Source organism: Streptomyces globosus, from assembly GCF_003325375.1.
In the GTDB taxonomy this organism is placed as follows: Bacteria; Actinomycetota; Actinomycetes; order Streptomycetales; family Streptomycetaceae; genus Streptomyces; species Streptomyces globosus_A.
In genome coordinates this window covers 1,850,117-1,874,025 of record NZ_CP030862.1, presented here as the reverse complement: position 1 = coordinate 1,874,025, position 23,909 = coordinate 1,850,117, and the positions used below count along the sequence as shown (strand labels likewise).

The 23,909-nt window shown below is 69.7% G+C and carries 27 protein-coding genes; 11 read left to right on the top strand and 16 right to left on the bottom strand.

Going from position 1 to position 23,909, the window contains the following annotated elements; genetic code table 11:
- Positions 1-468 precede the first annotated feature (468 nt).
- Positions 469-1,692, bottom strand: a complete 1,224-nt coding sequence (locus tag C0216_RS34265) for a nucleoside monophosphate kinase (RefSeq protein WP_246042407.1) — start codon at positions 1,690-1,692, stop codon at positions 469-471.
- Positions 1,693-1,917: 225 nt separating this feature from the next.
- Between C0216_RS34265 and C0216_RS08645 the strand changes: the two genes are divergently transcribed.
- Positions 1,918-2,154 carry a hypothetical protein gene (locus tag C0216_RS08645; protein WP_114054701.1) on the top strand — a complete coding sequence of 79 codons (237 nt, stop codon included), beginning with the start codon at positions 1,918-1,920 and terminating at the stop codon, positions 2,152-2,154.
- Position 2,155: 1 nt separating this feature from the next.
- Here C0216_RS08645 and C0216_RS33340 read toward each other — a convergent pair whose 3' ends face one another.
- Both C0216_RS33340 and C0216_RS08640 read right to left on the bottom strand, forming a co-directional pair.
- A complete protein-coding gene (locus tag C0216_RS33340) occupies positions 2,156-2,317 on the bottom strand; it encodes a hypothetical protein (protein WP_162793134.1) in 162 nt (53 codons plus the stop codon).
- Between the two features lie 113 nt (positions 2,318-2,430).
- Positions 2,431-2,679 carry a hypothetical protein gene (locus C0216_RS08640; protein WP_114054700.1) on the bottom strand — a complete coding sequence of 83 codons (249 nt, stop codon included), beginning with the start codon at positions 2,677-2,679 and terminating at the stop codon, positions 2,431-2,433.
- A 642-nt stretch (positions 2,680-3,321) separates the two neighbouring features.
- Between C0216_RS08640 and C0216_RS08635 the strand changes: the two genes are divergently transcribed.
- Entirely contained in the window at positions 3,322-3,969 is a 648-nt protein-coding gene (locus C0216_RS08635) for a hypothetical protein (protein WP_162793133.1), read from the top strand.
- 58 nt (positions 3,970-4,027) lie between these two features.
- Here the strand turns inward: C0216_RS08635 and C0216_RS08630 are convergent, their stop codons facing one another.
- The 4 genes from C0216_RS08630 to C0216_RS08615 form a co-directional block, all read right to left on the bottom strand.
- Complete coding sequence (locus C0216_RS08630; RefSeq protein WP_114054698.1) at positions 4,028-4,264, bottom strand: hypothetical protein; 237 nt, start codon at positions 4,262-4,264, stop codon at positions 4,028-4,030.
- 174 nt (positions 4,265-4,438) lie between these two features.
- A complete protein-coding gene (locus C0216_RS08625; RefSeq protein ID WP_246042405.1) occupies positions 4,439-5,413 on the bottom strand; it encodes a hypothetical protein in 975 nt (324 codons plus the stop codon).
- Between the two features lie 188 nt (positions 5,414-5,601).
- On the bottom strand, positions 5,602-5,802 hold the full coding sequence (locus C0216_RS08620) for a hypothetical protein (RefSeq protein ID WP_114054697.1): 201 nt from the start codon (positions 5,800-5,802) through the stop codon (positions 5,602-5,604).
- Positions 5,803-6,063: 261 nt separating this feature from the next.
- Positions 6,064-7,227 carry a hypothetical protein gene (locus tag C0216_RS08615; protein WP_114054696.1) on the bottom strand — a complete coding sequence of 388 codons (1,164 nt, stop codon included), beginning with the start codon at positions 7,225-7,227 and terminating at the stop codon, positions 6,064-6,066.
- 290 nt (positions 7,228-7,517) lie between these two features.
- Here C0216_RS08615 and C0216_RS08610 point away from each other — a divergent pair, with 290 nt between their 5' ends.
- The gene (locus C0216_RS08610; protein ID WP_246042403.1) at positions 7,518-7,733 is read left to right on the top strand and encodes a helix-turn-helix transcriptional regulator; all 216 of its coding nucleotides are present in this window, start codon (positions 7,518-7,520) and stop codon (positions 7,731-7,733) included.
- 50 nt (positions 7,734-7,783) lie between these two features.
- A complete protein-coding gene (locus C0216_RS08605) occupies positions 7,784-9,115 on the top strand; it encodes a tyrosine-type recombinase/integrase (RefSeq protein ID WP_246042402.1) in 1,332 nt (443 codons plus the stop codon).
- A 203-nt stretch (positions 9,116-9,318) separates the two neighbouring features.
- Here the strand turns inward: C0216_RS08605 and C0216_RS08600 are convergent, their stop codons facing one another.
- The gene (locus tag C0216_RS08600) at positions 9,319-9,522 is read right to left on the bottom strand and encodes a DUF397 domain-containing protein (protein ID WP_114054694.1); all 204 of its coding nucleotides are present in this window, start codon (positions 9,520-9,522) and stop codon (positions 9,319-9,321) included.
- Entirely contained in the window at positions 9,519-10,373 is an 855-nt protein-coding gene (locus C0216_RS08595) for a helix-turn-helix domain-containing protein (RefSeq protein ID WP_114058532.1), read from the bottom strand. The genes C0216_RS08600 and C0216_RS08595 overlap by 4 nt, the downstream gene beginning before the upstream one ends.
- Before the next feature lie 149 nt (positions 10,374-10,522).
- Here C0216_RS08595 and C0216_RS08590 point away from each other — a divergent pair, with 149 nt between their 5' ends.
- Positions 10,523-10,963 (top strand): ATP-binding protein, encoded by a 441-nt coding sequence (locus C0216_RS08590; RefSeq protein WP_246042400.1) that lies wholly within the window; start codon positions 10,523-10,525, stop codon positions 10,961-10,963.
- A gap of 51 nt (positions 10,964-11,014) precedes the next feature.
- On the opposite strand, the gene C0216_RS08585 is transcribed toward C0216_RS08590, so the two are convergent.
- Positions 11,015-11,908 (bottom strand): AraC family transcriptional regulator, encoded by an 894-nt coding sequence (locus C0216_RS08585; RefSeq protein ID WP_114054692.1) that lies wholly within the window; start codon positions 11,906-11,908, stop codon positions 11,015-11,017.
- A 133-nt stretch (positions 11,909-12,041) separates the two neighbouring features.
- Complete coding sequence (locus C0216_RS08580) at positions 12,042-12,590, bottom strand: YbhB/YbcL family Raf kinase inhibitor-like protein (protein WP_246042398.1); 549 nt, start codon at positions 12,588-12,590, stop codon at positions 12,042-12,044.
- A gap of 335 nt (positions 12,591-12,925) precedes the next feature.
- On the opposite strand from C0216_RS08580, the gene C0216_RS34260 reads away from it, so the two are divergent.
- From C0216_RS34260 to C0216_RS08555, 5 genes are all read left to right on the top strand, one after another.
- A complete protein-coding gene (locus C0216_RS34260) occupies positions 12,926-13,387 on the top strand; it encodes an excalibur calcium-binding domain-containing protein (protein WP_428985405.1) in 462 nt (153 codons plus the stop codon).
- 147 nt (positions 13,388-13,534) lie between these two features.
- Entirely contained in the window at positions 13,535-13,735 is a 201-nt protein-coding gene (locus C0216_RS08570; protein ID WP_114054689.1) for a ferredoxin, read from the top strand.
- Positions 13,699-14,235, top strand: a complete 537-nt coding sequence (locus tag C0216_RS08565; RefSeq protein WP_174250366.1) for an NUDIX domain-containing protein — start codon at positions 13,699-13,701, stop codon at positions 14,233-14,235. The genes C0216_RS08570 and C0216_RS08565 overlap by 37 nt, the downstream gene beginning before the upstream one ends.
- A 135-nt stretch (positions 14,236-14,370) precedes the next feature.
- The gene (locus C0216_RS08560) at positions 14,371-15,780 is read left to right on the top strand and encodes a cytochrome P450 (protein WP_114054687.1); all 1,410 of its coding nucleotides are present in this window, start codon (positions 14,371-14,373) and stop codon (positions 15,778-15,780) included.
- Between the two features lie 8 nt (positions 15,781-15,788).
- Positions 15,789-16,022 (top strand): hypothetical protein, encoded by a 234-nt coding sequence (locus tag C0216_RS08555; RefSeq protein ID WP_114054686.1) that lies wholly within the window; start codon positions 15,789-15,791, stop codon positions 16,020-16,022.
- A gap of 30 nt (positions 16,023-16,052) precedes the next feature.
- Here C0216_RS08555 and C0216_RS08550 read toward each other — a convergent pair whose 3' ends face one another.
- On the bottom strand, positions 16,053-17,507 hold the full coding sequence (locus C0216_RS08550) for an MFS transporter (protein WP_114058531.1): 1,455 nt from the start codon (positions 17,505-17,507) through the stop codon (positions 16,053-16,055).
- Positions 17,508-17,743: 236 nt separating this feature from the next.
- Between C0216_RS08550 and C0216_RS08545 the strand changes: the two genes are divergently transcribed.
- Positions 17,744-19,822, top strand: coding sequence for a S9 family peptidase (locus C0216_RS08545; RefSeq protein WP_114054685.1), 2,079 nt, complete (start codon positions 17,744-17,746; stop codon positions 19,820-19,822).
- Between the two features lie 82 nt (positions 19,823-19,904).
- Here C0216_RS08545 and C0216_RS08540 read toward each other — a convergent pair whose 3' ends face one another.
- The 4 genes from C0216_RS08540 to C0216_RS08525 are packed head-to-tail and all read right to left on the bottom strand — an operon-like array spanning position 19,905 to position 23,897.
- Positions 19,905-20,927, bottom strand: a complete 1,023-nt coding sequence (locus tag C0216_RS08540) for an ABC transporter ATP-binding protein (protein ID WP_114054684.1) — start codon at positions 20,925-20,927, stop codon at positions 19,905-19,907.
- On the bottom strand, positions 20,924-21,967 hold the full coding sequence (locus tag C0216_RS08535; protein ID WP_114054683.1) for an ABC transporter ATP-binding protein: 1,044 nt from the start codon (positions 21,965-21,967) through the stop codon (positions 20,924-20,926). Before C0216_RS08535 ends, C0216_RS08540 begins: the two co-directional genes overlap by 4 nt.
- A complete protein-coding gene (locus tag C0216_RS08530) occupies positions 21,967-22,953 on the bottom strand; it encodes an ABC transporter permease (protein WP_114054682.1) in 987 nt (328 codons plus the stop codon). The genes C0216_RS08535 and C0216_RS08530 overlap by 1 nt, the downstream gene beginning before the upstream one ends.
- A complete protein-coding gene (locus C0216_RS08525) occupies positions 22,950-23,897 on the bottom strand; it encodes an ABC transporter permease (RefSeq protein ID WP_114054681.1) in 948 nt (315 codons plus the stop codon). Before C0216_RS08525 ends, C0216_RS08530 begins: the two co-directional genes overlap by 4 nt.
- Positions 23,898-23,909: the final 12 nt, after the last annotated feature.

Below are 23,909 nucleotides of genomic sequence, written 5' to 3'. Positions count from 1 at the left end.
GGAGATACCGAGCCACATCAAACTTGTGCGCCTCCAGACGCCGCCTCGCCGTGCCCCGTTCCGCATCGGTGAACAGGCCCTCGTACCACGGCAAGAGAACAAACGCCTCAACACTGACGTCCAGTCGGCGGGCGCTCCACAGAGTCGTGAACCCGTCCGAGGCATCCCGCCCTCGCAGCAGGTGCTTAGCCGTCTCGACTGCTCCAATCTCCGCCAGCATTTGCGTAAAACGGACTGGGTTGTATCCGATTTCGCGCTTGAGGCGCTGAGCGCCAGCCACCATGTCTCGATGGAACTGGCGCTCCGCTGACGTATTCACATTGCTCCTCTGCTCACTTTGCCGGCTGATCAACCACGATCTCAAAGTCGCCGTCGAAAACGCTTCATAGATCCCATCACCTCTTGAAGGTCGCCAACCGCCTCAATCGTTCCGCAATCCAGCGAAAACGGGCCCCGGCTCACACCAGCTCAACCAAAGAACGCTGCGAGCGCGTCGACGGCCCGTTCCGTCACTTCGTCAACGCTCCCGTAGCCGGAGACCTTCACGAGCTGTCCTCTCGCCCCATACAACGCCGCCGTCGGCTCGGTGTAGGCCTCCCAGACAGCCCAGCGGTTCTTGACTACGTGCCGCGAATCGTCAGCGCGCGCAACGAATCCCCCACCACAGACACGACACGCGTCGTAGCCCTGCGGAGGCGCATAGAGGACATGCGCAACATGAGACGAATCCTTCTTGCAGATTCGTCGCCCAGAAATTCGTCTGACTGCCTCGTCCCGGGAAATGTCGAGATGAAGGGCGATGTCGATCTTATGACCACGCTCATCAACTAGGGAGTCGAGCATCTGTGACTGTTCGACGGTCCGAGGAAGTCCGTCCAAGAGAAATCCGTCCGATACATCCTCCCGGCTTAAGCGGTGCCGCAGCATGTCCATGAACACGCCGTCAGGGATCAGATCACCCCGATCCATGATCTGTTTCGCTAGCAGACCGGATGACGTTCCTTGTGAGATGTTCTCCCTCATCAAGTCGCCAATCTGAACCTTAGGAACACCAAGAATCCTTTTGAGGTACATCCCTTGAGTACCCTTCCCTGCCCCAGGTGGACCCAGGAGAATGATTCGCATAGATTCTCGCGTCATCAGCCGCGCAACAGCCGGCGAGATATCTCGTACAGCACTCTTCTTTACCTCTTCAGCTGCACGAAGTATTTCGTCCGCCTGCGCCTGCGCCTCTGCAATCAGCACCTCCGCCTCGACCCGAGCCTGAGCCACGATCTCTGCGGCCTCCCGCAGGGCCGCACTTCGCGGACCGTCCGGCGGCGATTCGAAGCCTTGCTGGCCTTCACCTTGGTTGGGTGAGGTTCGTTCGGGCCGAGCCCGGTAGGCGGTACCTCTACGTTGCAGTCGTCTCACTCGGGTCCACCGCTCCCGCCACGCCTCGCGGACCTGTGGATCATGGCCAGCGATCTGGCGCACAAGCTCCAGCGTGAACTCCATCGATGGCAGACGCACACCGTTCATCGCCTCGGAGATGGCCGACGAGGAGAGTGAGGTACGGCCAGCTGTCTGCGCGGCCTTGGAGAGCTGCTTGTAGGTCGGGGCCCCGTGGTTGATCCGCAGGTCTACCAAGGCGGCGGCGAACTCACCCAACGCCCGTTCGTAACCCTCGTCCGGCCCCATCGGCGCAGACACGCCAGCTCCCCCTGCACCCATCGGTCCACTGTAGAGAGTTGCTGACGAACTTCGCCGAAGTTCACTGAACTACGACGAACTTCGGTGCACTTCGGACCTCGCCGAATGTGGTCGCCCCGCTACCTCCGTCGGCGGTCCGACGGCTCTCATGTGTGCATTGCCGGGTGCCGCCGTATCCCAAACGCGGCCTGCCCGACCGTCACAGGCTTGAGAAAGGGACTCGTCATGCCCTCATGGCCCCGCATCACCTGCCCCGCCTGCCGTCGCTCCGTCGCCGTCAGCCCCGACACGAGGCACCTCGCGCGGCACGACCCGCCCGGACCCCAGAACCGCCGCCACGGCCTCCCGCCGATCAGCTGCGTCGCCTCGGGCCGGCTCATCCCCGCGGGATCGGACCTGCTGCTGCCGATGTTCGAGGACGCCGAGCCCGAGCCAGCCGACGAGAAGCTGGCGCTGTTCTGATCTACCCGCGGGGGTAGTCGTCCTCGTCGTCGTCCCACTCGCGTCGCTCCTGCTCGGCGGCTGCGAAGAACGCCCCCCACCCCACACGAGGAGGGTTGCCGCGCAGTGGCCGTATCTCCGTGATCGGGCCGCGCTGGACGGCCTCGTTCTCGCGCTCGATCATGTCGTCCTCCTAGTCGTCGTCCTGCTCGCCTCGGATGCCGAACGGACCGCGCTCTCCGTCGCCTCGGGCGCCGATCAGTGGGGCGCCTTTGTCTCTGATGCCGGGGAGCGGGATCAATCCCTCCACCTCCTTACCGGCGGGTCCTGGAAGGCGGGCCAGTCCTTGAAGGGGCCGGTGACGTGGCCCTTGGGGTGGTCGCCGAGGCAGTCCACCGCCTGAACGTCCCCGTCCTCGTAGACGAGCCAGCACAGCACCGGCACGGGCATGGTCTTGTCGCCGACCTTCTCGTTGAAGACGTAGCCGCCGGGGATGGCGGCCACGATCCTGCGCTCGTCGGTGCTGGCGTCGCTGATGTTGGTCACGAGGGATCGCTGCCCGACCCGAGTTGCGGGGTGAACGGGCCGGGAGGGTGAATCGCCAAATCGGCGCGATATCCAAATCAGCGGAACCCTTGAGTAGACGTTCCGGCGACCGCCTTCGGCCTCACGGAAAATCATCGAAGCCCCTCCAGTGCGCAACGCGGCCCCCGAAGGGGAAGTGTTGCGGGAGTAAGGAGTAGCAGTCATTCCCTGTAGAAGAGGGAAGGGGCCTAACTCCGACGTAAGTCGGGGTTGGGAAGGAGTCCCTCTACAGGGAATGACTGCTACTCCTTACTCCCCAGGCTCTATATGTGGGTACGCTCCACGCTCTGACTCTAAGGTCTTCTAGTCGCCGGATCCTTGCTACACCCCAGATCCCTTGCCTCGGCTGGGCAAAGTGCCATTTCCGTGATCATCACAGTGTGTGCCGAGTGGGCACTGTAGGCCCCGGGGAGGGCGATTTGGGGAACACAGTGCGCACTGAGTGAACACTGTGATGATCAGACAGTGCGTACTGAGTGCGCACAGTGGGTGGTCTTGAGGTGAGCGAGGTCGTGGCGCTCTTGGATATTTGGGGTCTGCGCCAGACTCAGTGTCTGGACGTTTTCGTCCGAAGTCGGGTGCCTAATAGTCGGGAGAGGCTGCATGGCCGAAGAATCTAGCTGTCCGCATGGCAACAAGTGGTGTGGCCTCAAGCTGCCCCACGTATCCGGTACGTGCGAAAAGTACGCGCGGTGGGAAATGGGCCCCAAGGGAAAGGTGACCAAGAACCGGCATCTGTGGCTGAAGCTGTGGGACATGCCGAAACGGCAGGTCAGCATCAAGGTGACGGACGAAAAAACCGGGACGGCGAAGGTCTATCCGGTCACACTTACCGAGTGCGCCCTGCTCGACTGGTACGCCACGATGTCCTACAGGGACGAGAAGCCCAAGAAGGACGACAAGATCGTCTACGACGTTGCTCCCGTCGAGATGACCAAGGACGAGATCGCGAAGGCCGTTGGACTCAGCAGGGCCCGACTGACCCAAGCGCAGAGGTGCCTTGCGGCCATGAACCTGATCGTCCCGGTGTCCAAGGGGCACCGCTCGTATCCGTACTACGCGCTGTCCCCGCACATGGGCATCGTCAGAAGCAGCGCGGAAATCCATAAAAGGATGCTGTATCGCTTTCCCGAACCCATCTTCGGCGACTCAGTGTTGGTCGACGACGTGTACCGGCACCCCGACTACAAGTGGGGTCCTCCATGCGAGGGAGTGGACGATGGCGACTCCCTTGGGGACGCCCTAGACTGAGTGCAGCGCCGCGCAACAACGAGTAGACCCCAGGGCCCCGACCCCTGGGGTCTTTCTCTTATCTCGGCCGCCGGCTCGGGAACATCTCCTGGAGTCCGGCTTCGTCGTAGTCGAGATGCCGGAGCCGGATCTTCCTGTCGGTGACGACCGCGAAGCGGAGTTCGCCGCTGCTCTCATTCCGTTCTGACGCGACGAAGACGCCTTCCTTGCGTGCGGCCCTCTTGATGTCGGCGAGGATGGCTTCCGTCTGCGGGGTGAGGATGACGACGGCGATGGTGTTGGGGATGCCCTTCATGGACGCGACGGTCCGGAAGGATTCAGCACTGGGGGATGCAGACACGTGCCGCCTTTCTGATTGCCGTGCAATCAGATTGGCTCGCGCTGGCGGCAGGTTCATCGGCCGCCGGAGTGAACTCGCGGGCTAAGATCCGTCCCGTAACTCGGCACGCGATTCCGTTCGGGATCACTGCTACTTGCCGCGGAGTTCATCGATCCGCTCTTGTTCCCAGTAGTCCAGGATCATTTCGAGGCGCCTGACGGCCGGTTCGATGCAGTTGAGGTCACGGTCTAGGTTGATGAACGGAATCATCAGCCCGGTGAGCGACGACGTCTTGGATTTCAGCCCTTCTGCCCGCTTTGCCCAGGACGGCAGGTTCTTGTGCACGTTGCTGAGCTCGGTCAGCATTCTGGCCATGTCGTCATCCGGGAGGGAGGCGTCCGCTTTCCCGGAGCTGTCGACGTCCAACAGTTGCCGCGCGGTGACCACGGCCGCAACAACGGCCTGCACCCGCTTTGCCGCGTGATCATGGAACCGGCGGGCCATCGCCTTGACATCGACATCGACGCCTTCGACGAGCCGGCCTCGAAGCTGCTGCGGCGCTACGACGGGATCGGAGTTCGATGACACCATGGTCCATGCGAGCGGACGGTGCCGTCCGATAAGTTCATTGGCCAAAACCCTGTAGGCCAGTACCAGATCTGAGATCAGGTCAGGCTCCAGCGTGTCCTGGTGGTACGCGGCGTTGCGGTACTTGTGCAGCCGGGTGAGCACTTCGCGTTCCTGGGCTGTCAGCACGCCCTTTTGCATAAGGAATTTGGTCTGCTCGCCCAGGTCGCCATCGATGGCCTTGCGTCGATCCGGTTCCACGTGCTCGTCGACCAGCTGGCTCAGCTCCTCGGAGAGCTCCCCACCGTCGTCCCGGAACTCGCGCATCTCCGCGACGACGCTGTCAGCGACCTGGAGCGCGAGCCGGACGTTGACCTCACGGCCGATGACCACCTCCACCAGGTGGTCCAGGAGTATGAGAGCAAGACGGTTGTGTGCCTGATCGCCAGCCTCGGCGCATCGTCGGATCTCGGCTATCTCGACCGCGAGCCAGTTCCACTGTTCGGCCTGTTGCCAGGACGTGCGGTTCCAGTCGGCTGCGAAAGGCTGCATGGGCATGGCAAGAGTTTCCCACTGTCCGACCATCAGACCACCTAAGGGTTGTCTCCTACCCCTGAAGACCTCTCACGAAATCCGATTCGACCCGGAATGTTCGCTTCGTGGCTGGAGCCGCAAGTCGAACCAGAACCCGGCAAGTCGACTCGGTAGCAGTCGGTCAGCACTTGTGCCGAGTTACGGGACAGCTCTCAGCCAACCTCGGCCGGCCACCGCTTCAGCCGCTTCAGGACCCCGTCGGTTCGCTCGCGGTAGACGGCGAGGGTGCCGTTCACGTTGGACAGCACCACGTAGGTTCGGCCATCGTGCTCGGTGACCTCGGGGTCGGTCGGCTGAGCATCGGCACCGCTGCGGAAGTAGGCGGCCAGGGCCCGTGACTCGATCGTCTTCATGACGCTTATATCGGTTTCTCAAGCTGAGCTTCTGAAGCTCACGAAAGGGTGATTCCGGCCCCTCCTCGGCCGCCCGGGTGAACCTCCGGGCAACTCCGCGACCCCCGGCCGGGAGATGAGCTGATCAGCCACGAGGCCCTGAGACGCGGATCGCCGGGTACCCCTGCCGTGAACGCCGCCTGGTGAACGTGGTGACCACCCTGGGACCGGAGCGGACGGAGCCACGCTGATCACCTTCGGGAAGGCGGCGGGGCCTGAGCACTACGGGTCACGCAGAGGGTCGGGCCAGAAACGTGCTTCGAGGTCGGAAAAGAACCGCCGGATGAACGACAGGTCGTCCTTGGCCTCGCATATCTCCTTACCGCCGAAGCGGAACACCTCGTAGCCCTTGAGCCGCAGCACCCGGTCTTCCGCGGCCATCTCGGAGTAGAGATCGGCGGCCACCTCCCACTTGTCCGAACCCTTCGGCACCTCACGCGCGTAGTGGTGCTTGCCGTCGACCTCGATCACGATCCGCACGCCGCCGGGCAGCAGAAGCAGAAAGTCCATGCGCTCGCGGCCGAGCCTGCGGGGCTTGTTGAGCACCTTCCGCTGCCGCTCGGTCAGCGGGTCGTAGTGCAGGTAGACCTGCGGCAGCAGGGCCGGCTGATCCATGCCGCCTGCCTCGGAGTACCGGCTGGCGTAGGCGAAGAAGAGGTATCGCTCTGCCTTCGACCCGAGGGACGTCTGGAGCCGCTCGTACAGCGACCGGCCAACCACTCGGCCGTCCGCGCCCGCCATGCCGTTTCGCTCCCCCCACCAGTCGACGAGTTGCCCCCAGGTGAGGCCCGCATCGCTCAGCGGGCGGTCGTAGACCAGGCAGGTGTCCGCGTGCTCGACGATCTCGATGGCACCGTCGATCACCTGGCTCATCACGATCTCGGGCTTGAAGCCGGTGGACGCGAAGATGATGTTCTTGGGCTCGCCGTCTACTCCTCGGAATCCGAGGTTGCTGTCTTCGGTCGCGTCGAGTTCATCCAAGGCCGCCCAGACGGGCGCGAAGAGCGTATTGAGGTAGCCGCGGCGGGCAGCCCAACCGCCCCCTCCGCTCATGCCCTGGGCGCTCCAGTAGCCCTGGAACCCGCGGAAGTCGCGAAAGGGCGGGTTGAAAGGGATGTTGAGCCGGCGGAGCATGGCCTTGAGGCACCTGATCGCCGCTGCGATCTCCTCGTCTTCCAACCGCTGCTCGCTGTCGGTACCGCAGTGCTCCAGCTCGGAGTGCACCAGCGACGACAGGCCCTCCGCGGCATCACGGTCTGAGGTTCCTTCGAGGGGCGCCCTCCGGAGGCGTTCCACGAGTTCGAGCTCGAACTTCAGGGCCGTCAGGGGGTCTCCCCAGCCGCCGACACCGGTGCTGACGGTTCGAAAGAAGTCGCTCGCCTTCATGGCGCCAGGCTACTGACGCAGCCAACAACCGGGAGCAGTCGTCGGCTGCCCGCGAAACGGGTGAACCTGCGGACGGATCCGTGCTTCGCGGCTGGGCACATGATCTGATCAGTGCGAGGCCCCGGAGACTCGGATAGCGCGGTACCACTGCCGCGAACGCCGGCCGGTGGAAGTGGTGACCACCTCGGGCCGGAGCGGACAGGGAGTCCGCCGATGAACCAAAGCCCCGCTGTAGCGGATGAGTTGTATGGTGATGGCTGCTGCCCGGCGCCGATGGGCGGGTGGAAGCCGTGAGCGCTTCCCCGGTGCGGCGTTCTGACTCGCGGCACCCGAAGGCCACGGCCGAAGAGGTGTCCGCCTTCCTCGGTATTCCCGTGGCCACGCTGTACCAGTGGCGGCACGCACGGACCGGTCCCCCGGCGGTGAAGATCGGCAGGCACCTGCGCTTCGACTGGACGGACGTCGAAACGTGGTGGGACTCCCAGAAGGCCGAACAGAACCCGTAGCCCAGGGCCGGACCCTCCCTTCCTTCATCACGATCATCAGGAGTTCCTGCGTGCCGTACGACAACTGGCACTGGAGCCGGCCGCCCCAGGCTGCTCTCGACTGCCCCCACGCCTCCCCGGAAGAGTGCCAGGAGCGGCACCCCGAGGCACCCGTGTGCCGTCAGCACAAGGGCAAGTTCCGGTCCAAGGCCCACGGCCAGGGCAAGCGGTGGCAGGCCCGCTGGCGTGACCCCGAGGGGCGGCAGCAGACGGAGTTGTTCGCGAGGGAGACCGACGCCAAGACGCACGAGATCAAGATGCGCTCCGAGGTCGACGACGGTTCGTACATCAACCCCGAGGGCGGCGAGGTGCGCGTCGGGGAATGGGTGACGATCTGGATGTCGGGCTTGAAGTTCGACAACCCCCGAACCCTCCAGCGGTACGAGCAGCGCATGAGGCTGCACGTGATCGGGACCCCGTTGGGCAAGCTGAAGCTGAAGGACGTCAGCGCCACCTCGATCCGCGACTGGCTCGCCGGGCGGCGCGAGCTGTTGGAGGACTCGACGCTGCGGCTGGTCTTCTCGAACCTTCAGTCGGCCTTCGACCTCGCGGTGGACGACGAGCTGATCCGCAAGAACCCGCTCCTGTCGCGCTCAGTCCAGGCCGTCAGACCCAGACGTGGCAGCACCACCGCGAAGGAGCTGACGGTCACGTGGAACGACTCGGAGAAGATCCGGGCCGAGCTACCGGACCGATACAAGGCGCTCGTGGACAGCGGCAGGGGCCTCGGGATGCGGCAGGGCGAGTGCTTCGGCTTCGGGCCCGATGACATCGACTGGGACCACGAGGACGGCCCCATGGTCCACATCCAGCACCAGGTCGCCCACGACGGCCCCGTGCTCGTCTTCGACAACCCCAAGGGCGGCACCGAGGACGATCCCCGCGACCGCTGGGTCGAGCTGGGCGACGCCGTCGCCGAGGCCCTGCTGGAGCACATGGAGAAGTACCCAGCGATCGAAGTGACGATCCCCTGGCGGACGCGGGACGGCGAGCCGATGACGAAGAGGATCTTCTTCTACGGACGGGAGAAGAAGCCGATCCAGGCGAACTGGTTCAACAGCTACCGGTGGAAGCCTGCACTGGCCGCCGTCGGATTCATCAAGCCCCTCGACCCCAAGAAGCCGGGCCGGCGGTGGGAGAAGTCCCGGGACAAGATGATGCACGCTCTTCGGCACCTGTACGCGTCGATGATGTTGGACGGCGGAGTCGACATTTACACCCTCGCGGACCGCCTCGGGCACGCCGATCCGGCATTCACTTTGCGTAACTACGTGCACCGCGTCGCGGGGGCGGGTTCGAAGGTCCGCCAGGCGGTGCGGAGCATGTACGGGAGGGCCGCCTGATGTGCAGACCAGCGCGTTCGTGCAGGGTTTGTGCAAGATGATCTTGAGGGCCCCTCGTTTTCGCAGGTCAGGCAGCATGATGCGGAGTTCCGCGACATCTAGGTCTGGCGCTCCCACCCCGGCGCGCAGGGCGGCCGGGGAGAGGCGTGACGCACGGGATGCCCCGGACTCCCCAAGGGTCCGGGGCACCCCTCGTCACGGCTCTACCGGCTCGCGAAGCCGACGAAGGCGGCCCACGCCGGGCCGCCGACCACGAGCCCCGGGCGGGCCGTGTCCTTGGAGTCCCGGACGTGGACGCTGCTCAGGCGCTCAGCCACCTCGACACACTGCCCACCCTCGCCACTGCTGTAGCTGCTCTTGACCCACAGGAGGTCCGGCCCGATCGGATCACGTGTTGCCTTGTTCATGTCGCTCCAAGCAACTTCTCAATGATTTCCAGCGATTCACGCGGAGTGAGGGCCTGGGCGCGGAGAAGGCCGTACTGTTCTTCAAGCTCCCGGACAGACTGCCGCTCCGTGTAGAGGCGGCTGTGCTTGTAGGCCTCCACGTAGGCAATCCTCCGTCCCTCAATGGTCTCGATCAAGGTGAAGGGTCCTGCCAGTCCGGCGTGTTCCTCCCGCCCGTTCGGCATTACCTGGATGTCCACATTACGCCGCTGGCCGCAGAGCAGAAGATGCTCCAACTGGCCTCGCATCACGTTCGCGCCGCCAAGCGGTCGCGTGAGTACAGACTCCTCGATCACGAAGCTGGTCGTCGGCAGCGGCTGCCGGGTGAAGGTGCTCTGCCTGGCCAGCCTGGCCTGCACACGTTCGTCGATCGTCTCCTCGCTCAGGAGCGGCCGCCTCATGGTGAAGACCGCTCTGGCGTACTCCTCGGTCTGTAGCAGCCCGTTGACGATGTGCGTGTCATACACGTGGAGTTCGACCGCCTCGGCCTCCAACTTGGCCGCATCGCGGAAGAACGCCGGGTACTGCGCCCGCGCGACCTCCTCCTTCATCTCCTTCAGGACCTCGCCCGCGTCCAGCAGGTCGTCCGCCTGGTCGATGAAGCGCGGCGGCGGCACGCGCCGTCCCTGTTCGTACGCGGCGATGGTCGACGCCGAGTAGCCGAGCCTCGCCCCCATCTCGGTCCGCTCCACCCCGGCCCGGATCCGGAACCGTTTCAGCTGGCGTCCGAAGACGCGCAGGATCCCCGAGCCGGGGTCCGGCGCGGCCTCGCCGGGGTCCTCGTCCTCCGACTGCCGGGTGGGTTCGCTCATGCCCGCCATCACCTCCCCCGGCCAACGCCGCTCCGCCTTGGCCGTCACGCTCCGCACCGCCTACACGCACCGACACCTCGCGTACCGACGACACCTGTAAGCGCTCCGTGTCTTACGCAGCGTAAGCGGCCCCCGGAAGCCTGTGCCCCGTGAACAGTGAAACTTCCCCCGCTCCAGCAGCCCTTGAGTTCTCGATGTGTTTCACCTCCTCGCCCCGCGGCGCCCGCCTCGCCCGTCGGCTGGTCTCCCACTGCCTGACCACGTGGGGTCACCCGTGCGCCTCCGCGGCCAACCAGAAGGTGACGCTGATCGTCGCCGAGCTGACCGGCAACGCCGTCCGGCACGGCCACGTCTCCGGACGGGACTTCCACGTCAGGCTGACGGGCTCAGCAGACGTCCTGCGTATCGAGGTCACCGACACGCGCACCGAACGCGTACCGCTGCTTCCCTCCCAAGAGCCGTCCGGGGAAGCCGAGTCCGGGCGCGGGCTGCTGGTGGTGGCGCGGCTGGCGAGCCGCTGGGCGGTGGTGCCGCGAGTCGGTGCGCCGGGGAAGACCGTGTGGGCGGAGGTGTGCCTCCCAGGCCATTGACCAACAATCCGACGACCTGGTGTTCACCGCGGACGGCGGTGTATGCGCGGGTCAGGCCGGCGTAGCCGCGCCGTGGTCGGCGCGGCTGCGCATGCGTGCCGCGTCCTCCCGGGGCGGCGCGCCGAACTGCCGTTTGTACTCGCGGCTGAACTGCGAGGGGCTGTCGTATCCCACGCGGGAGGCGACGCCGGTCACGTCGTAGGGGCGGCGGGCCAGCAGCAGTCGCGCCGTCTGGAGCCGGATCTGCTTCTGGAACTGGATCGGGCTCATCGCCGTCACCGCCTGGAAGTTCCGGTGGAACGCGGAGACGCTCATACCGCAGGACCGCGCGAGGTCTTCGACGCGGAAGGCCTCCGCGTGGTTGTCCCGAATCCAGCCCACGACCCGGGTGATGTGGGTCAGGCCGCTGTCCGCCAGGCCCAGCTGCCGTACGGCTTCGCCCTGCTCACCCGTCATAAGCCGCCACAGGATCTCCCGCTTGGCCAGGGGGACCAGCACCCGGCGGTCGCGCGGCCGGTCCAGCAGCCGCAGCAGCCGCACGATCGCGTCGATCAGCTCTGCCGGTGCGTCGCAGACCGTGATCCCGGGCCGGGCCGACCGGGTCGGAGGCGGCAGGTCGCCGGGGCCCGCCTGCAGCATCAGCTCTGCGATGACGGCAGGCTCCAGCGTCATGCCGAAGCCGAGTTCGGGCCCCTGGGCGATGCGTCCGACCACCGGCAGGTCGGCCGAGGCGACCAGGTACTGGCCGACGCCGTACTCGTACACCCTGTCTCCGAGCGCGAGCCGCTTGGCCCCCTGGGCGATCACGGCGAGCACCACGCCGGACATGGCGTACTCCGGCTCGGCGCCCGGCTCGGCCCGGCAGATCCGTACGCCGTCGATGGCCGTCTTCAGATCGGGCCGCGCATGGCGGGCCAGCAGATCGCGGAACTCGGCGAGGGACATGCCCCCATCACACCACGCGACCATGCAGGACCCCCCGGCTCGGGCCAGGATCGTGCAAGGACGCGCGAACAACGGGCGATTCCCCCGGCCGGGCCGGCTGCCGGGGCACGCGGAGTGCAGCCGGACGTTGCGGCTACGCCCCCGTGGCGCCCTGTTCCTCGTAGTGGGCCGTCAGATGGCCCCGGGCGACGGAGTGGAACCGCAGGTGGAAGCCCACCAGGGCCGGCGTCGCGTCCGCATCCGGACCCAGCTTCGCCTGGTCGACGGCGTACACCGTGAACACGTACCGGTGCGGGCCGTCCCCCTCCGGCGGCGCGGCCCCGCCGAATCCCCTGCTGCCGTAGTCGTTCCGCACCTGCACGGCACCGGCGGGCAGGCCTTCGAAGCCCCCGGACCCGGCTCCCGCAGGCAACTCGGTGACGTCCGCCGGGATGTCGAAGACCGTCCAGTGCCAGAACCCGCTGCCCGTCGGCGCGTCCGGGTCGTAGCACGTGACCGCATAGCCGGCGGTCCCCTCCGGTCCGGCAGACCAGCCGATCTGCGGGGAGGAGTTGCCCTCCGCGTACACCTGGGCGTCCGGGAGGGTCCCGCCGTCGCTCATGTCCGTGCTGCTCACCGCCAGCTCGGGAACCGGCGGGTGGAAGTCGTGCGGTAGCGGACGCCGTTGCACCTGATCACTCAACTTCTTGGTCTCCTTCGTGTCTGCGACGGGTGCTGCCCCGGAGGCGGGGGCGCGTCCCCAGCGGAACACGAATCCGGCGGAAGGCGGGTGCCGCCGGGAGGATCGTGCAAGAACGCGCGGCCTTTGCCCGGCAGGGGTATCGCCCGGCACGGTTTTGCCCGGCACGGGTTTTGGCGTTTGGCCGAGAAGTGCGGATGGTTCGGCTTACGGTGGGCGCCCGGTTCGTTGCGGCCGTTCGAGGAGAGCCCGTGCACCAATCCGCCGGCCATGCGTTTTCCCTTCCCCCGCAGTCGGCCCCGCGAGAGCCGTGGCCGCGGGTCATATCCGTGCCGGCCGTGGTGGTGGGCACCCTGCTGCTGCCTCCGGTCGGCGTCGCGCTGGCGTTCCTGGCACGGTGGGGCAAGGTCGGCAAGGCCGTCTCCGTCGCGCTCGCCACGGTGTGGTTCTTCGTGCTGGTGGGCATCGGGTCGGATGCCGAGCCGCAGGCTGCCGCCGCGAAGCCGGCGCCCGGCCCCACCGCGACCGTTACCGCCACGGCAACCGCCACCGCCGCGGCCGTTCCCGTACCCGCAGCCACCGTCACCGCCACTGCGACCGTTACCGCCACGGCCACCGTGACGGCCGCCCCTGCGGCCGCGGCGCCGCCGGACGAGGCGGAGGGCACGGGCGGCTCGCGGGTCGTGTCCTACGGCAACTGCAGTGCCGTACGGGCTGCCGGAGCCGCTCCCATCCGGCGCGGGGAACCCGGCTACGGCCGACACCTCGACCGCGACGGCGACGGCGTCGGCTGCGAGTGACCCGCGCTGCCCCGTGCCCGGCTCGCCCCGCTCGCCCGTCAGGGTGAATAGGGATGCGACTCGCCCGTGGGCGGGCGGGGGCGCGGGCGATCATGGGTCGCGCGTGCACGCGACCGCGTGCCGGCCTGTACCCCGGAGGGCGGATCCATGGCCGACAGGATCACCATCGACACCGACGTCTGCATCGGCAGCAGCCAGTGCGCCCTCAGAGCGCCCTCGGTGTTCACCAGTGACGACGACGGGTTCGGGATGGTGATCCCGGGCCGCGAGGACGGTGGCGGCGACCCGATGCTGAAGGAGGCCGCCCGCGCATGTCCCGTACAGGCGATCACACTCCCCGGCACGTGACCTCCGGCTGGCTGCCCGCCGAGGAGTTCGCCGCGACCCTGCCCAAGGCCAGCGCCTTCGGCTGCCTGTTCTTCACCGACGAGCACGACCGGCCCGTCCAGCTGCGGGCCGTCTACTCGCGCAGCCACCCCTGGCAGTGGCCCGGCGGCTGCATGGACGAGGGCGAGCGCCCCTGGGAGACGGCGCTGCGCGAGTGCCGGGAGGAGACCGGCATCGTGTACGAGGGCCCCCGGCGGCTGCTGGCCACCGTCTTCGGGCTGCCGGGGAAGGAGTGGCCGCTGAGTTCGATCGGGTTCGTCTTCGACGGGGGGCGGCTGACGGCCGAGCAGGTCGACGGCATCGTCCTCGACCCGGCCGAGCACGACGACGTACGCGCCCTGCCGCTCGCGCAGTGGCGGGCGCTGATGCCGCCGCGGGACTTCGAGCGGCTCGAAGCCGTCATGGAGGCCCGGCGGGCCGGGACCGCCGCGTACTTCGACACCTGGGACTGGGACGACTGAGCCCGCCGTCCGAATACCGCCCCGGCGGCGATTTTCGGCCAGCCCCGGCGCCGGATCGGGCCCCTCCGCCCGGCGCCGGGGCAGAATCGGCAGACCGGAACAGGTCCGGCAGGGTACGGAGTCGAGGGGGCGGCCATGGCGACAGCGGGAACAGGCACAGGAACGGGCAGCGACACCGGCACGGGCCGCGGTCGGCCGGTGCCCGTGCTGGCCGGGAGTCCGCTGCTCGGCTCCCTCTCGGAGCTCACGTCCGACGCACTCGGCACCTACCTGCGGGCCCACCGCGAGCTCGGCGACGTCGTCCGGATCTCGGCGGGCCCGCCCGGACTGCGCCAGGACCTGTACTGCGTCTTCTCCGCGGAGGGCGCGCAGCAGGTCCTGGCCTCCGAGTCGGCCAACTTCCGCAAGGACAACCCCTTCTACCAGGAGATCCGCGACTCCTTCGGCAACGGCCTCCTCACCAGCCAGGACGCGGACTACCTGCGCCAGCGCCGCCTCGTGCAGCCGCTGTTCACCAGGCGCCGCGTCGACGGCTACGCCGCGGCCGTCGCGGCCGAGACCCGTACGACGCTCGCCGCCTGGGAGCGGGTCCCGGGCGGGGTCGTCGACGTCTCCGAGGCGATGATGCAGCTGGCGCTGCGCGCGGTCGCGCGGATCCTGTTCGGGACGGACGTCGAGACCACCGTCGACGTCGTCGACCGCTGCTTCCCCGTGATCACGGAGTACGTGCTGCGCCGCGGGTACTCCCCCGTCAACATCCCGCGGACGTGGCCGACGCCCGGCAACCGGCGGGCTGCGGAGGCGCTGGAGGAGCTGTACGGGGTCTGCGACCGGATCATCGCCGAGCGCCGCTCCGGCGGGGAGGACGCGCAGGGCGAGGACCTGCTGGGGCTGCTGTCGGCGGCGTCGAGTTCCGAGGACGGCGCGTTCGACGCCGCCGAGCTGCGCGACCAGGTGCTGATCTTCCTGCTCGCGGGGCACGAGACGACCGCGACGTCGCTGGCGTACTCGCTGCACCTGCTGGCCCTGCACCCGGAGCAGCAGGCGCTGGCCCGGGAGGAGGTCGCCCGCGTGCTGGGCGACCGGGAGCCGGAGGCGGCCGACCTGGAGCGGCTGCCCTACCTGACGCGGGTGCTGAAGGAGGCGATGCGGCTGTACCCGGCGGCGCCGGTGATCGGCCGGAACTCGGTCGCCGCGACCGAGATCGGCGGGTACGCGGTCCCGGGCGGCGCCAACGTGATCCTGGCGCCGTGGGTGACGCACCGGCACCCCCGCTACTGGCCGGACCCGGAGCGCTTCGACCCGGACCGCTTCACCCCGGAGGCGGAGGCGGACCGGCCCCGGTACGCCTGGTTCCCGTTCGGCGGCGGGCCGCGCGCGTGCATCGGGCAGCACTTCTCGATGCTGGAGTCGGTGATCTCGCTGGCCGTGCTGCTGCGGGCGTACGAGTTCGAGGCGGTCGACCGGGACGTGCCGCTGAGCGCGGGCATCACCCTGCGCACGCACGGCACGCTCCGCTGCCGCGTCCGCGGCGTGGCCGGCTGAGGCGTCCCGTGGCTGCGCTCGTGTACTTCCGCAAGGTCTCCGAGACCGGAGGGCTCGTGGAGTACGAATTCGGCGACGATCCGGACGCCTTCGAGCGGCGGCTCGCCGTGGACAAGGCGTCCCGCACCTCGACCGTGCGGGACGGGCGGGTCGACCACGCGTTCCTGCTCGCTTCGCGGAAGCTCGGCGCACTGTACGCGGAGCGGGGCGTGTGGCCGGAGCGCGGCATGAGCGCGGCCTGATCACGTCACGGACGCGGATACAGGCCGCCGTCACGCCCCTGCCGACGTCGACTGCCTGCGGCCGCGGAGGCGTTCGAGGTCGGAGGGGCGGACCTTGATGGCGAAGACGGCGATGAGTGCGCCGACCAGGGTGAACGCGGCCGCGACGACGAACGCCGCGTTCACTCCGGCGGTGAGCACCTGGTCGGCCCAGGGGTCGGGCAGCCGGCCGGTGCGGCGGAAGGCGAGGAGCTGCTCCGGGGTGGCGTTGGCGAGGAAGTCGCGGGCCTGGGCGCGGCCCTCGCTGCGGGCGGCGGTGCCGAAGACGGTGACGAGGACGGACAGGCCGAGCGAGCCGCCGACCTGCTGGGTGGCGTTGAGGAGCCCGGACGCGGCGCCGGACTCGCGGTCGGGGACGTGGGACAGGGCCATCAGGGTCAGGGACACGAACTGCAGGCCCATGCCGAGCCCGAAGAGGAGCATCGGCCCGAGGACGCTGCCGGGGTAGGTGGAGTCGGCGTCGGCCCGCGTCAGCCAGGCCAGGCCGGCGGAGCAGCACAGCGCGCCGGTGACCATGAACGGCTTGGGGCCGCGGACGGGCAGCAGGTGGGAGGTGATGCCGGCGCCGACGGCGATGATGGCGCTGACCGGCAGGAAGGCGAGGCCGGCCTCCAGCGGGCTGAAGCCGAGGACGTTCTGCACGTAGAGGGTCAGGAAGAAGAACATGCCGAAGATCGCGCAGGCGAGGAACAGCATGATGCCGTAGGTTCCGGCCCGGTTGCGGTCGGCGAACATGTGCAGCGGGGTGATGGGCTGCGCCGAGCGCCTCTCGTTGGCGACGAACAGCGTCAGCAGCACCACGGCGGCGCCGAACGACGCGAGGGTGAGCGGGTCGCTCCAGCCGTCCTCGGCCGCGCGGATGAACCCGTAGACGAGGGAGGCCATGCCGAACGTCGACAGCAGGGCGCCGGCCGCGTCGAAGTGCCCGGGGTGCCGCTCGGACTCGTTCAGGACGCGGGCGGCGAGGACGGCGATCGTTGCGGCGATGGGGACGTTGACGAAGAGCACCCAGCGCCAGTCGAGCCACTCCACGAGCATGCCGCCGGCGAGGAGTCCGATCGCGCCGCCGGCCGCGGAGACGCCTGCGAAGACGCCGAAGGCCCTGCTGCGGGCGGGTCCTTCGCGGAAGGTGGTGGTGATCAGGGCGAGCGCGGTGGGTGAGGCGATGGCTCCGCCGGCTCCCTGGAGGGCGCGTGCGGCGAGCAGTTGGCCCTCGCTCTGGGCGAACCCGCCGAGCAGCGAGGCCAGTCCGAAGAGCAGGACGCCGCTGATGAAGACGCGTTTGCGGCCGAGGATGTCGCCGGCCCGGCCGCCGAGGAGGAGCAGTCCGCCGAAGGTCAGCGTGTAGGCGTTGACGACCCAGGCGAGGCTTTCGGTGGTGAAGCCCAGGGCCGTCTGGATGTGCGGCAGGGCGATGTTCACGATGGTGATGTCGAGGACGACCATGAGCTGGCACGAGGCGATGGTGAAGAGGGCGAGCCCGCTGCCGTTGCCGCGGCCGCCCGCGCCGCCGCCCGGTCCGCCGCCGCCCGCGCCGTCGCCGGTGCCGTCGGTCCCCTTGCCGGGTGCTGCGTTGGGGTCCACCCTGTCGACGCTAAACCTGCCACCCCCGGTACACCACTCGAATGGCCTAACGGACACCACATGTACAGTGTGCCATTTCACATGGCACACTCGCCTGCATGGATGACTTCCTCCGGCTCTCCACCACCACCGGCCGCTTCGCGTACGGCGCCCCCCGCGCCTTCTCCTTCGGCGACGACGGCCGGCTCCTCTGGTTCCTCCGCTCCACCGGCCCCACCGACCCCCGCGACTCCCTCTGGGTCCTCGACACCTCCACCGGCACCGAGACCCTCCTCGCCGACCCGCGCCGCCTCGCCCCCGAGCCCGGCCCCCTCCCCGAGGCCGAGCGCCGGCTGCGCGAGCGGATCCGGCTCACCGCCGACGGCATCGGCACCTACGCCCTCTCCGGCGACGGCCGCCACGCCGTCTTCGCCCTGTACGGCACCCTCTACCGCGTCGCGTACGCCGGCCCCGGCACCCCCGCCGCCCCGCCCGCCGAGGTCCCCACCGCCGGGCCCGCCTTCGACCCCCGCCCGAGCGGCGACGGCTCCCGCACCGCCTACGTCGCCGGAGACGCCCTCCACACCTCCCCCGGCGGCCGCATCAGCCCCGACGACGGCGCCCGCTGGGGCGTCGCCGAGTTCGCCGCCGCCGAGGAGCTGGGCCGCGACCGAGGCCACTGGTGGTCCCCCGACGGCGTCACCCTGCTGGCCGCCCGCGTCGCCGAAGGCGCCCTCCAGCGGCGCCACTTCGCCGACCCGGCCCGCCCCGAGCTGCCGCCCGAGGAGTTCGCCTACCCCGAGGCCGGCGGGCCCAACGCGGACGTCCAGCTGTGGGTCCTCGGCCCGGGCGGCCACCGCGTGCGCATCCACTGGGACACCGACCGCCACCCCTACCTCTCCGACGCCGGCTGGGAGTCCTCCGAGGAGATCCTGCTCACCGTCCAGGACCGGCTCCAGCAGGACGTCCTCCTGCTCAGCGCCGACCCCGCCACCGGCCGCACCCGCACACTCTCCCGCACCACCCACCCCCAGTGGGTCGACCCCCTCCCCGGCACCCCCGCCCGCCTCCCCGACGGGCGGATGCTCACCGCAGCCGACACCCCCGACGGCGCCGCCCGCACCCTCGCCGTCGACGGCCGGCCGCTCACCGGCGCCGGCATCCAGATCCGGCGCGTCGCCGGATTCCACCAGGGCCGGCTGCTCGTCGAGGCCGGCCTGCGCGACCCCGCCGAGCAGCAGGTGCTCCTCCTCGACCCCGAGTCCGGCGCGCACACGGTCCTCGCCGACGGCACCGGCGTCCCCGCCGTGCACAGCGTCATCGCCTCGGCCGGCTCGCTGCTCCTGACCGCCGCCGACCGCGACGGCATCCGCCGCACCCTGCACACCGCCGACGGGCGGCAGTTCACCCCCGGCGACCTCTCCCAGCCGCTGCCGTACCGGGTCGCGCCGCTGCTGGAGCGCGTCACCGAGCACGGCGTCCCCACCGCGCTCGTCCTGCCCCGCGGGCACGTCCCCGGCAGGCGGCTGCCCGTCCTCGTCGACGGCTACGGCGGGCCCGGCTTCCAGGACGTCAGCGCCGAGCCGCGCCGCTGGCAGTACCGCCAGTGGTGGGCCGACCAGGGCTTCGCCGTCGTGACCGGTGACAACCGCGGCACCCCGTACGTCTCCCCCGCCTTCACACACGCCATGTACCGCGGCTTCTCCGACGTCACCCTGGAGGACCAGACCGCCGCCCTGCAGGCCCTCGGCGCCCGCCACCGCGACCTGGACCTCACCCGCGTCGGCGTCCGCGGCTGGTCCTACGGCGGCTACCTCGCGGCACTCGCCGTCCTGCGCCGGCCCGACGTCTTCCACGCGGCCTCGGCCGGCGCCGCGCCCACCGACTTCCGGCACTACGACACCGCGTACACCGAGCGCTACCTCGGCCTGCCCCAGGACCACCCCGAGGTGTACGAGCGGGACTCGCTGATCCCCGACGCGCCGAAGCTGACCCGTCCGCTGCTGCTCAGCACCGGCCTCGCCGACGACAACGTCCACCCCTCCCACACCCTGCGCCTCTCCCGGGCCCTGACCGACGCGGGCCGCCCCCACCAGCTGCTGGCGCTGCCCGGCGTGACCCACATGACCCCCGGCGGGGTCCGGGAGAAGCTGATGGCGCTGGAACTGGACTTCTTCCGCCGCGAACTCGCCGCCTGAGGCCGTACGCCCGCCGGAACGGCGAAGGGCCCCGGAGCCGACCGTGTCGGCGCCGGGGCCCCCTCCTTCCCGGGTTAACCCGTCAGTCGCCCGGGAAGTGGCAGGCCACCTCGCGGGAGGCGGCGATCCGCAGCAGGGGCCGCTCCGTGCGGCACACCTCCTGCGCCTTGGGGCAGCGCGGGTGGAAGGAGCAGCCCGGCGGCGGCGCGGCCGGGCTCGGCGGGTCCCCGAGCAGGACGATCCGCTCGCGCCGCCGCTCCGCCGCCGGATCGGGCAGCGGCACGGCGGACAGCAGCGCCCGCGTGTACGGGTGCTGGGGGGTGTCGTACAGGTCGCGCTTCGCGCCGATCTCGACGATCCGGCCCAGGTACATGACCGCCACCCGGTCGCTGACCCGCTTCACCACGGACAGGTCGTGCGCGATGAACACGTACGACAGCCCGAGCTCCTCCCGCAGCCGCTCCATCAGGTTGACGATCTGCGCCTGCACGGAGACGTCCAGCGCGGACACCGGCTCGTCGGCGACGATCAGCCGCGGCCCGGTGGCCAGGGAGCGGGCGATGCCGATGCGCTGCGCCTGCCCGCCGGAGAACTCGTGCGGGTAGCGGTCGATGTGCTCGGGGATCAGCCCGACCAGCTCCATCAGCTCCGCGGCGCGGCGCCGGGCGTCGGCCGCGGACCAGCCCTGCACGAGCAGCGGGTCGGAGATGATCCGGGAGACGGTCTGGCGCGGGTTCAGCGAGGAGTGCGGGTCCTGGAAGACCATCTGGACGTCGCGGCGCAGGGGCCGCAGGGCGCGCTGCGACAGGCGGGTGACATCCCGGCCGTCGAAGACGACCGAGCCCGAGGTGGGCTCCAGCAGGCGGACGAGCATCCGGCCGGTGGTGGACTTCCCGCAGCCCGACTCCCCGACGAGTCCGAGGGTCTCCCCCGCCGCCAGGTCGAAGGAGACCCCGTCGACGGCGCGGACCGGCGCGCCCCGGCGGCCGGTCGCGGAGCGCCGGCCGGGGAAGGCCATGGTGAGGTCCCGCACCGACAGCAGGGCCGCCGGGCCCGCCCCTTCCGGGCTTCCGGCGGGCGGCGCGGCGTGGATGGGTGTGGTCATGGGGCCGCCTCCTCGGCGATGGGGGATCCGGCGTAGTGGCACGCGGCCGCCCGGCCGGGGCGGTCCCCGTACGGCAGCAGCGGCGGCCGCTCCTGCGTGCAGCGGTCCGTGGCCACCGCGCAGCGCGGGGCGAAGGCGCAGCCGGGGGCCGGGGTGAGCAGGGAGGGAGGGGAGCCGGGGATGGCGCGCAGCGGGCCGTCGTCGCCGTCGTCGGCGAGGCGGGGCATGGAGTCGAGCAGGCCGCGGGTGTACGGGTGGGCGGGGTCGGCGAACAGGGTGTCGACGTCGGCCTGTTCGGCCGCCCGGCCGCCGTACATGACGAGCACCTCGTGGGCGACGCGGGCGACGACGCCCAGGTCGTGGGTGATCATGACGATGCCGAGGCCGCGCTCCTGCTGGAGGCGGGCGAGGAGTTCGAGGATCTGGGCCTGGACGGTGACGTCGAGGGCGGTGGTGGGCTCGTCCGCGATGAGCAGGTCGGGCTCGCAGGCCAGCGCCATCGCGATCATGGCGCGCTGGCGCATGCCGCCGGAGAACTGGTGCGGGTACTCGCCTGCGCGGCGGGCGGGTTCCGGGATGCCGACCTCGCCGAGCATCTCCACGGCGCGCTTGCGGGCGGCGGCGCGGCCGCTGCGGAAGTGGACGCGGACGTGTTCGGCGATCTGCTCTCCGACGGTGTAGTAGGGGTGGAGGCTGGACAGCGGGTCCTGGAAGATCATGGCCATCTTCCGGCCGCGGAGCCGGGAGAGGTTCTTCTCCGCCATGCCGGTGAGCTCCTGCCCGTCGAGGCGGACGGAGCCCTCGACGTCGGCGCCGCGGTGCAGGCCCATGACGGCGAGCGAGGTGACGGACTTCCCCGACCCGGATTCGCCGACGATGCCGAGGGTGCGGCCGGCCTCGACGGTGAAGTCGAGGGAGTCGACGGCGCGGACGGGCCCGCGCGGGGTGCGGAAGGTGACGCCGAGGCCGCGTACGGCGAGGAGCGGCGCGTCGGCGCTGCGGGGGGTGCCGGTGGCGGCGGTGGCTTCGGTGGCGGCCATCAGTACCTCACCCTCGGGTCGACGACGGCGTACAGGAGGTCGACCGCGAGGTTGGCGACGACGATGAAGAAGGCGGCGAGCAGGGTGACGCCGAGGACGACCGGCTGGTCGGAGCTGACGAGCGCGCCGTAGAACAGCCTGCCGATGCCGGGGAGCCCGAAGATGGACTCGGTGATGACGGCGCCGGCGAGGAGCCCGCCGAGGTCCATGCCGAAGATGGTCAGGATCGGCGTCATGCCGGAGCGCAGGCCGTGTTTGACGACGACGGTGCGTTCGGGCATGCCCTTGGCGCGGGCGGTGCGGATGTACGGCTCGGCCATGGCCTCGATCATGGATCCGCGGCTCTGGCGGGCGTACATGGCGGCGTAGAGCAGGGCCAGTGCGGTCCAGGGCAGCAGGAGGTTGGAGGCCCAGCCGAGCGGGTCGGAGCCGAAGGGGGTGTAGGCGGGGTAGGGCAGCAGTCCGGCGATGCGGATGACGCCGTAGATGAGCATGACCGACGTGAAGTAGACCGGCAGGGAGGCGGCCGCGACGGCGCCGACCATGAGGGCCTTGTCGGTGGCGGTGTCCTTGCGCAGGGCGGCGGTGACGCCGGCGCCGAGGCCGAGGACGAGCCACAGGACGGCCGCGCCGAGGGCGAGGGAGGCCGAGACGGGCAGGCGGTCCATCAGCAGGTCCCACACGGGCAGGGAGTTCTCGTACGAGTAGCCCAGGCAGGGGAAGTCGCAGCGGACGGCGTACTGGCCGGTGCCGAGGGTGCGGCCGGTGAAGATGCCGGTGAGGAAGTCGGCGAACTGCCGCCACAGCGGCAGGTCCAGGCCGAGGTAGGCGCGGACGTCGGCGATCCGCTCGGGGCTGCACGTCTTGCCGCAGGCCGCCGCGGCGGGGTCGGAGGGCAGGACGTAGAAGATGAGGAAGGTGACGGCGGCGATGGCCAGGAGCACGCCTGCGAGGGCGAGCAGCCGGCGGGCGAGGTAGAGGATCAACTGCGGCTCCCCCTCGGGTCGAGGATGTCGCGCAGGGCGTCGCCGAGCAGTGTGAAGGCGAGGACGGCCAGGAAGAGGAAGGTGCTGGGGATGGCGAAGTACATCGGGTCGGTCTCGTAGAAGGCCACGGACTCGGCGATCATCTGGCCCCAGGAGGGGGTGGGCGGGCGGACGCCGACGCCGAGGTAGCTGAGGGCGGCCTCGGTGCTGATCATGCCGGGGATGAGCAGGGTGGTGTAGGCGATGACCGGCCCGGAGACGCCGGGGAGGATCTCGCGGGTCAGGATCCGCCAGGAGCCGGAGCCGGCGACGCGGGCGGCGTCGACGTACTCGCGGTGCTTGAGGGAGAGGGTCTGGCCGCGGACGACGCGGGCGACGCCGGGCCAGCCGAAGACGCCGATGACGGCGGTCATGAGGACGATGCGGTTGACGTCCTTGGCGACGGACAGCATCGCGATCATGAAGATGAGGGACGGGAAGGACATCGTCAGGTCCATCAGGCGGGACAGGACGGCGTCGGTGCGGCCGCCGAAGTAGCCGGCGGCGATCCCGGCCGCGGTTCCGGTGACGACGACGATCGCGGTCGCGGAGAACGCGATGAGCAGGGAGACCTGGGCGCCGGTGACGACGCGGGCGAACAGGTCGCGGCCGGTGACGGGTTCGACGCCGAGCCAGTGCTCGGGGCTGATCCCGCCGAAGGAGCCGAGGGGGAGGCCGCCGAGGTAGGGGTCGACGGCGGACTTGTCGAACTCCTCGGGCGACCAGCCGCCCAGGGCGCTGAGCCAGGGGGCGGTGGCGGCCATCAGGACGAAGAGGGTGACGACGCAGAGGCTGATGCGGACGGCGGGGCGGCGGCGGAGCTCCCGCCGGGCGAGCTGCCAGGGGCTGCTGCCCGGGGGGAGCGTCTCGGCCGTCGCGGCCTGGGGGGCTGCGGTGGCTGTCATGGGTGTCGTGGG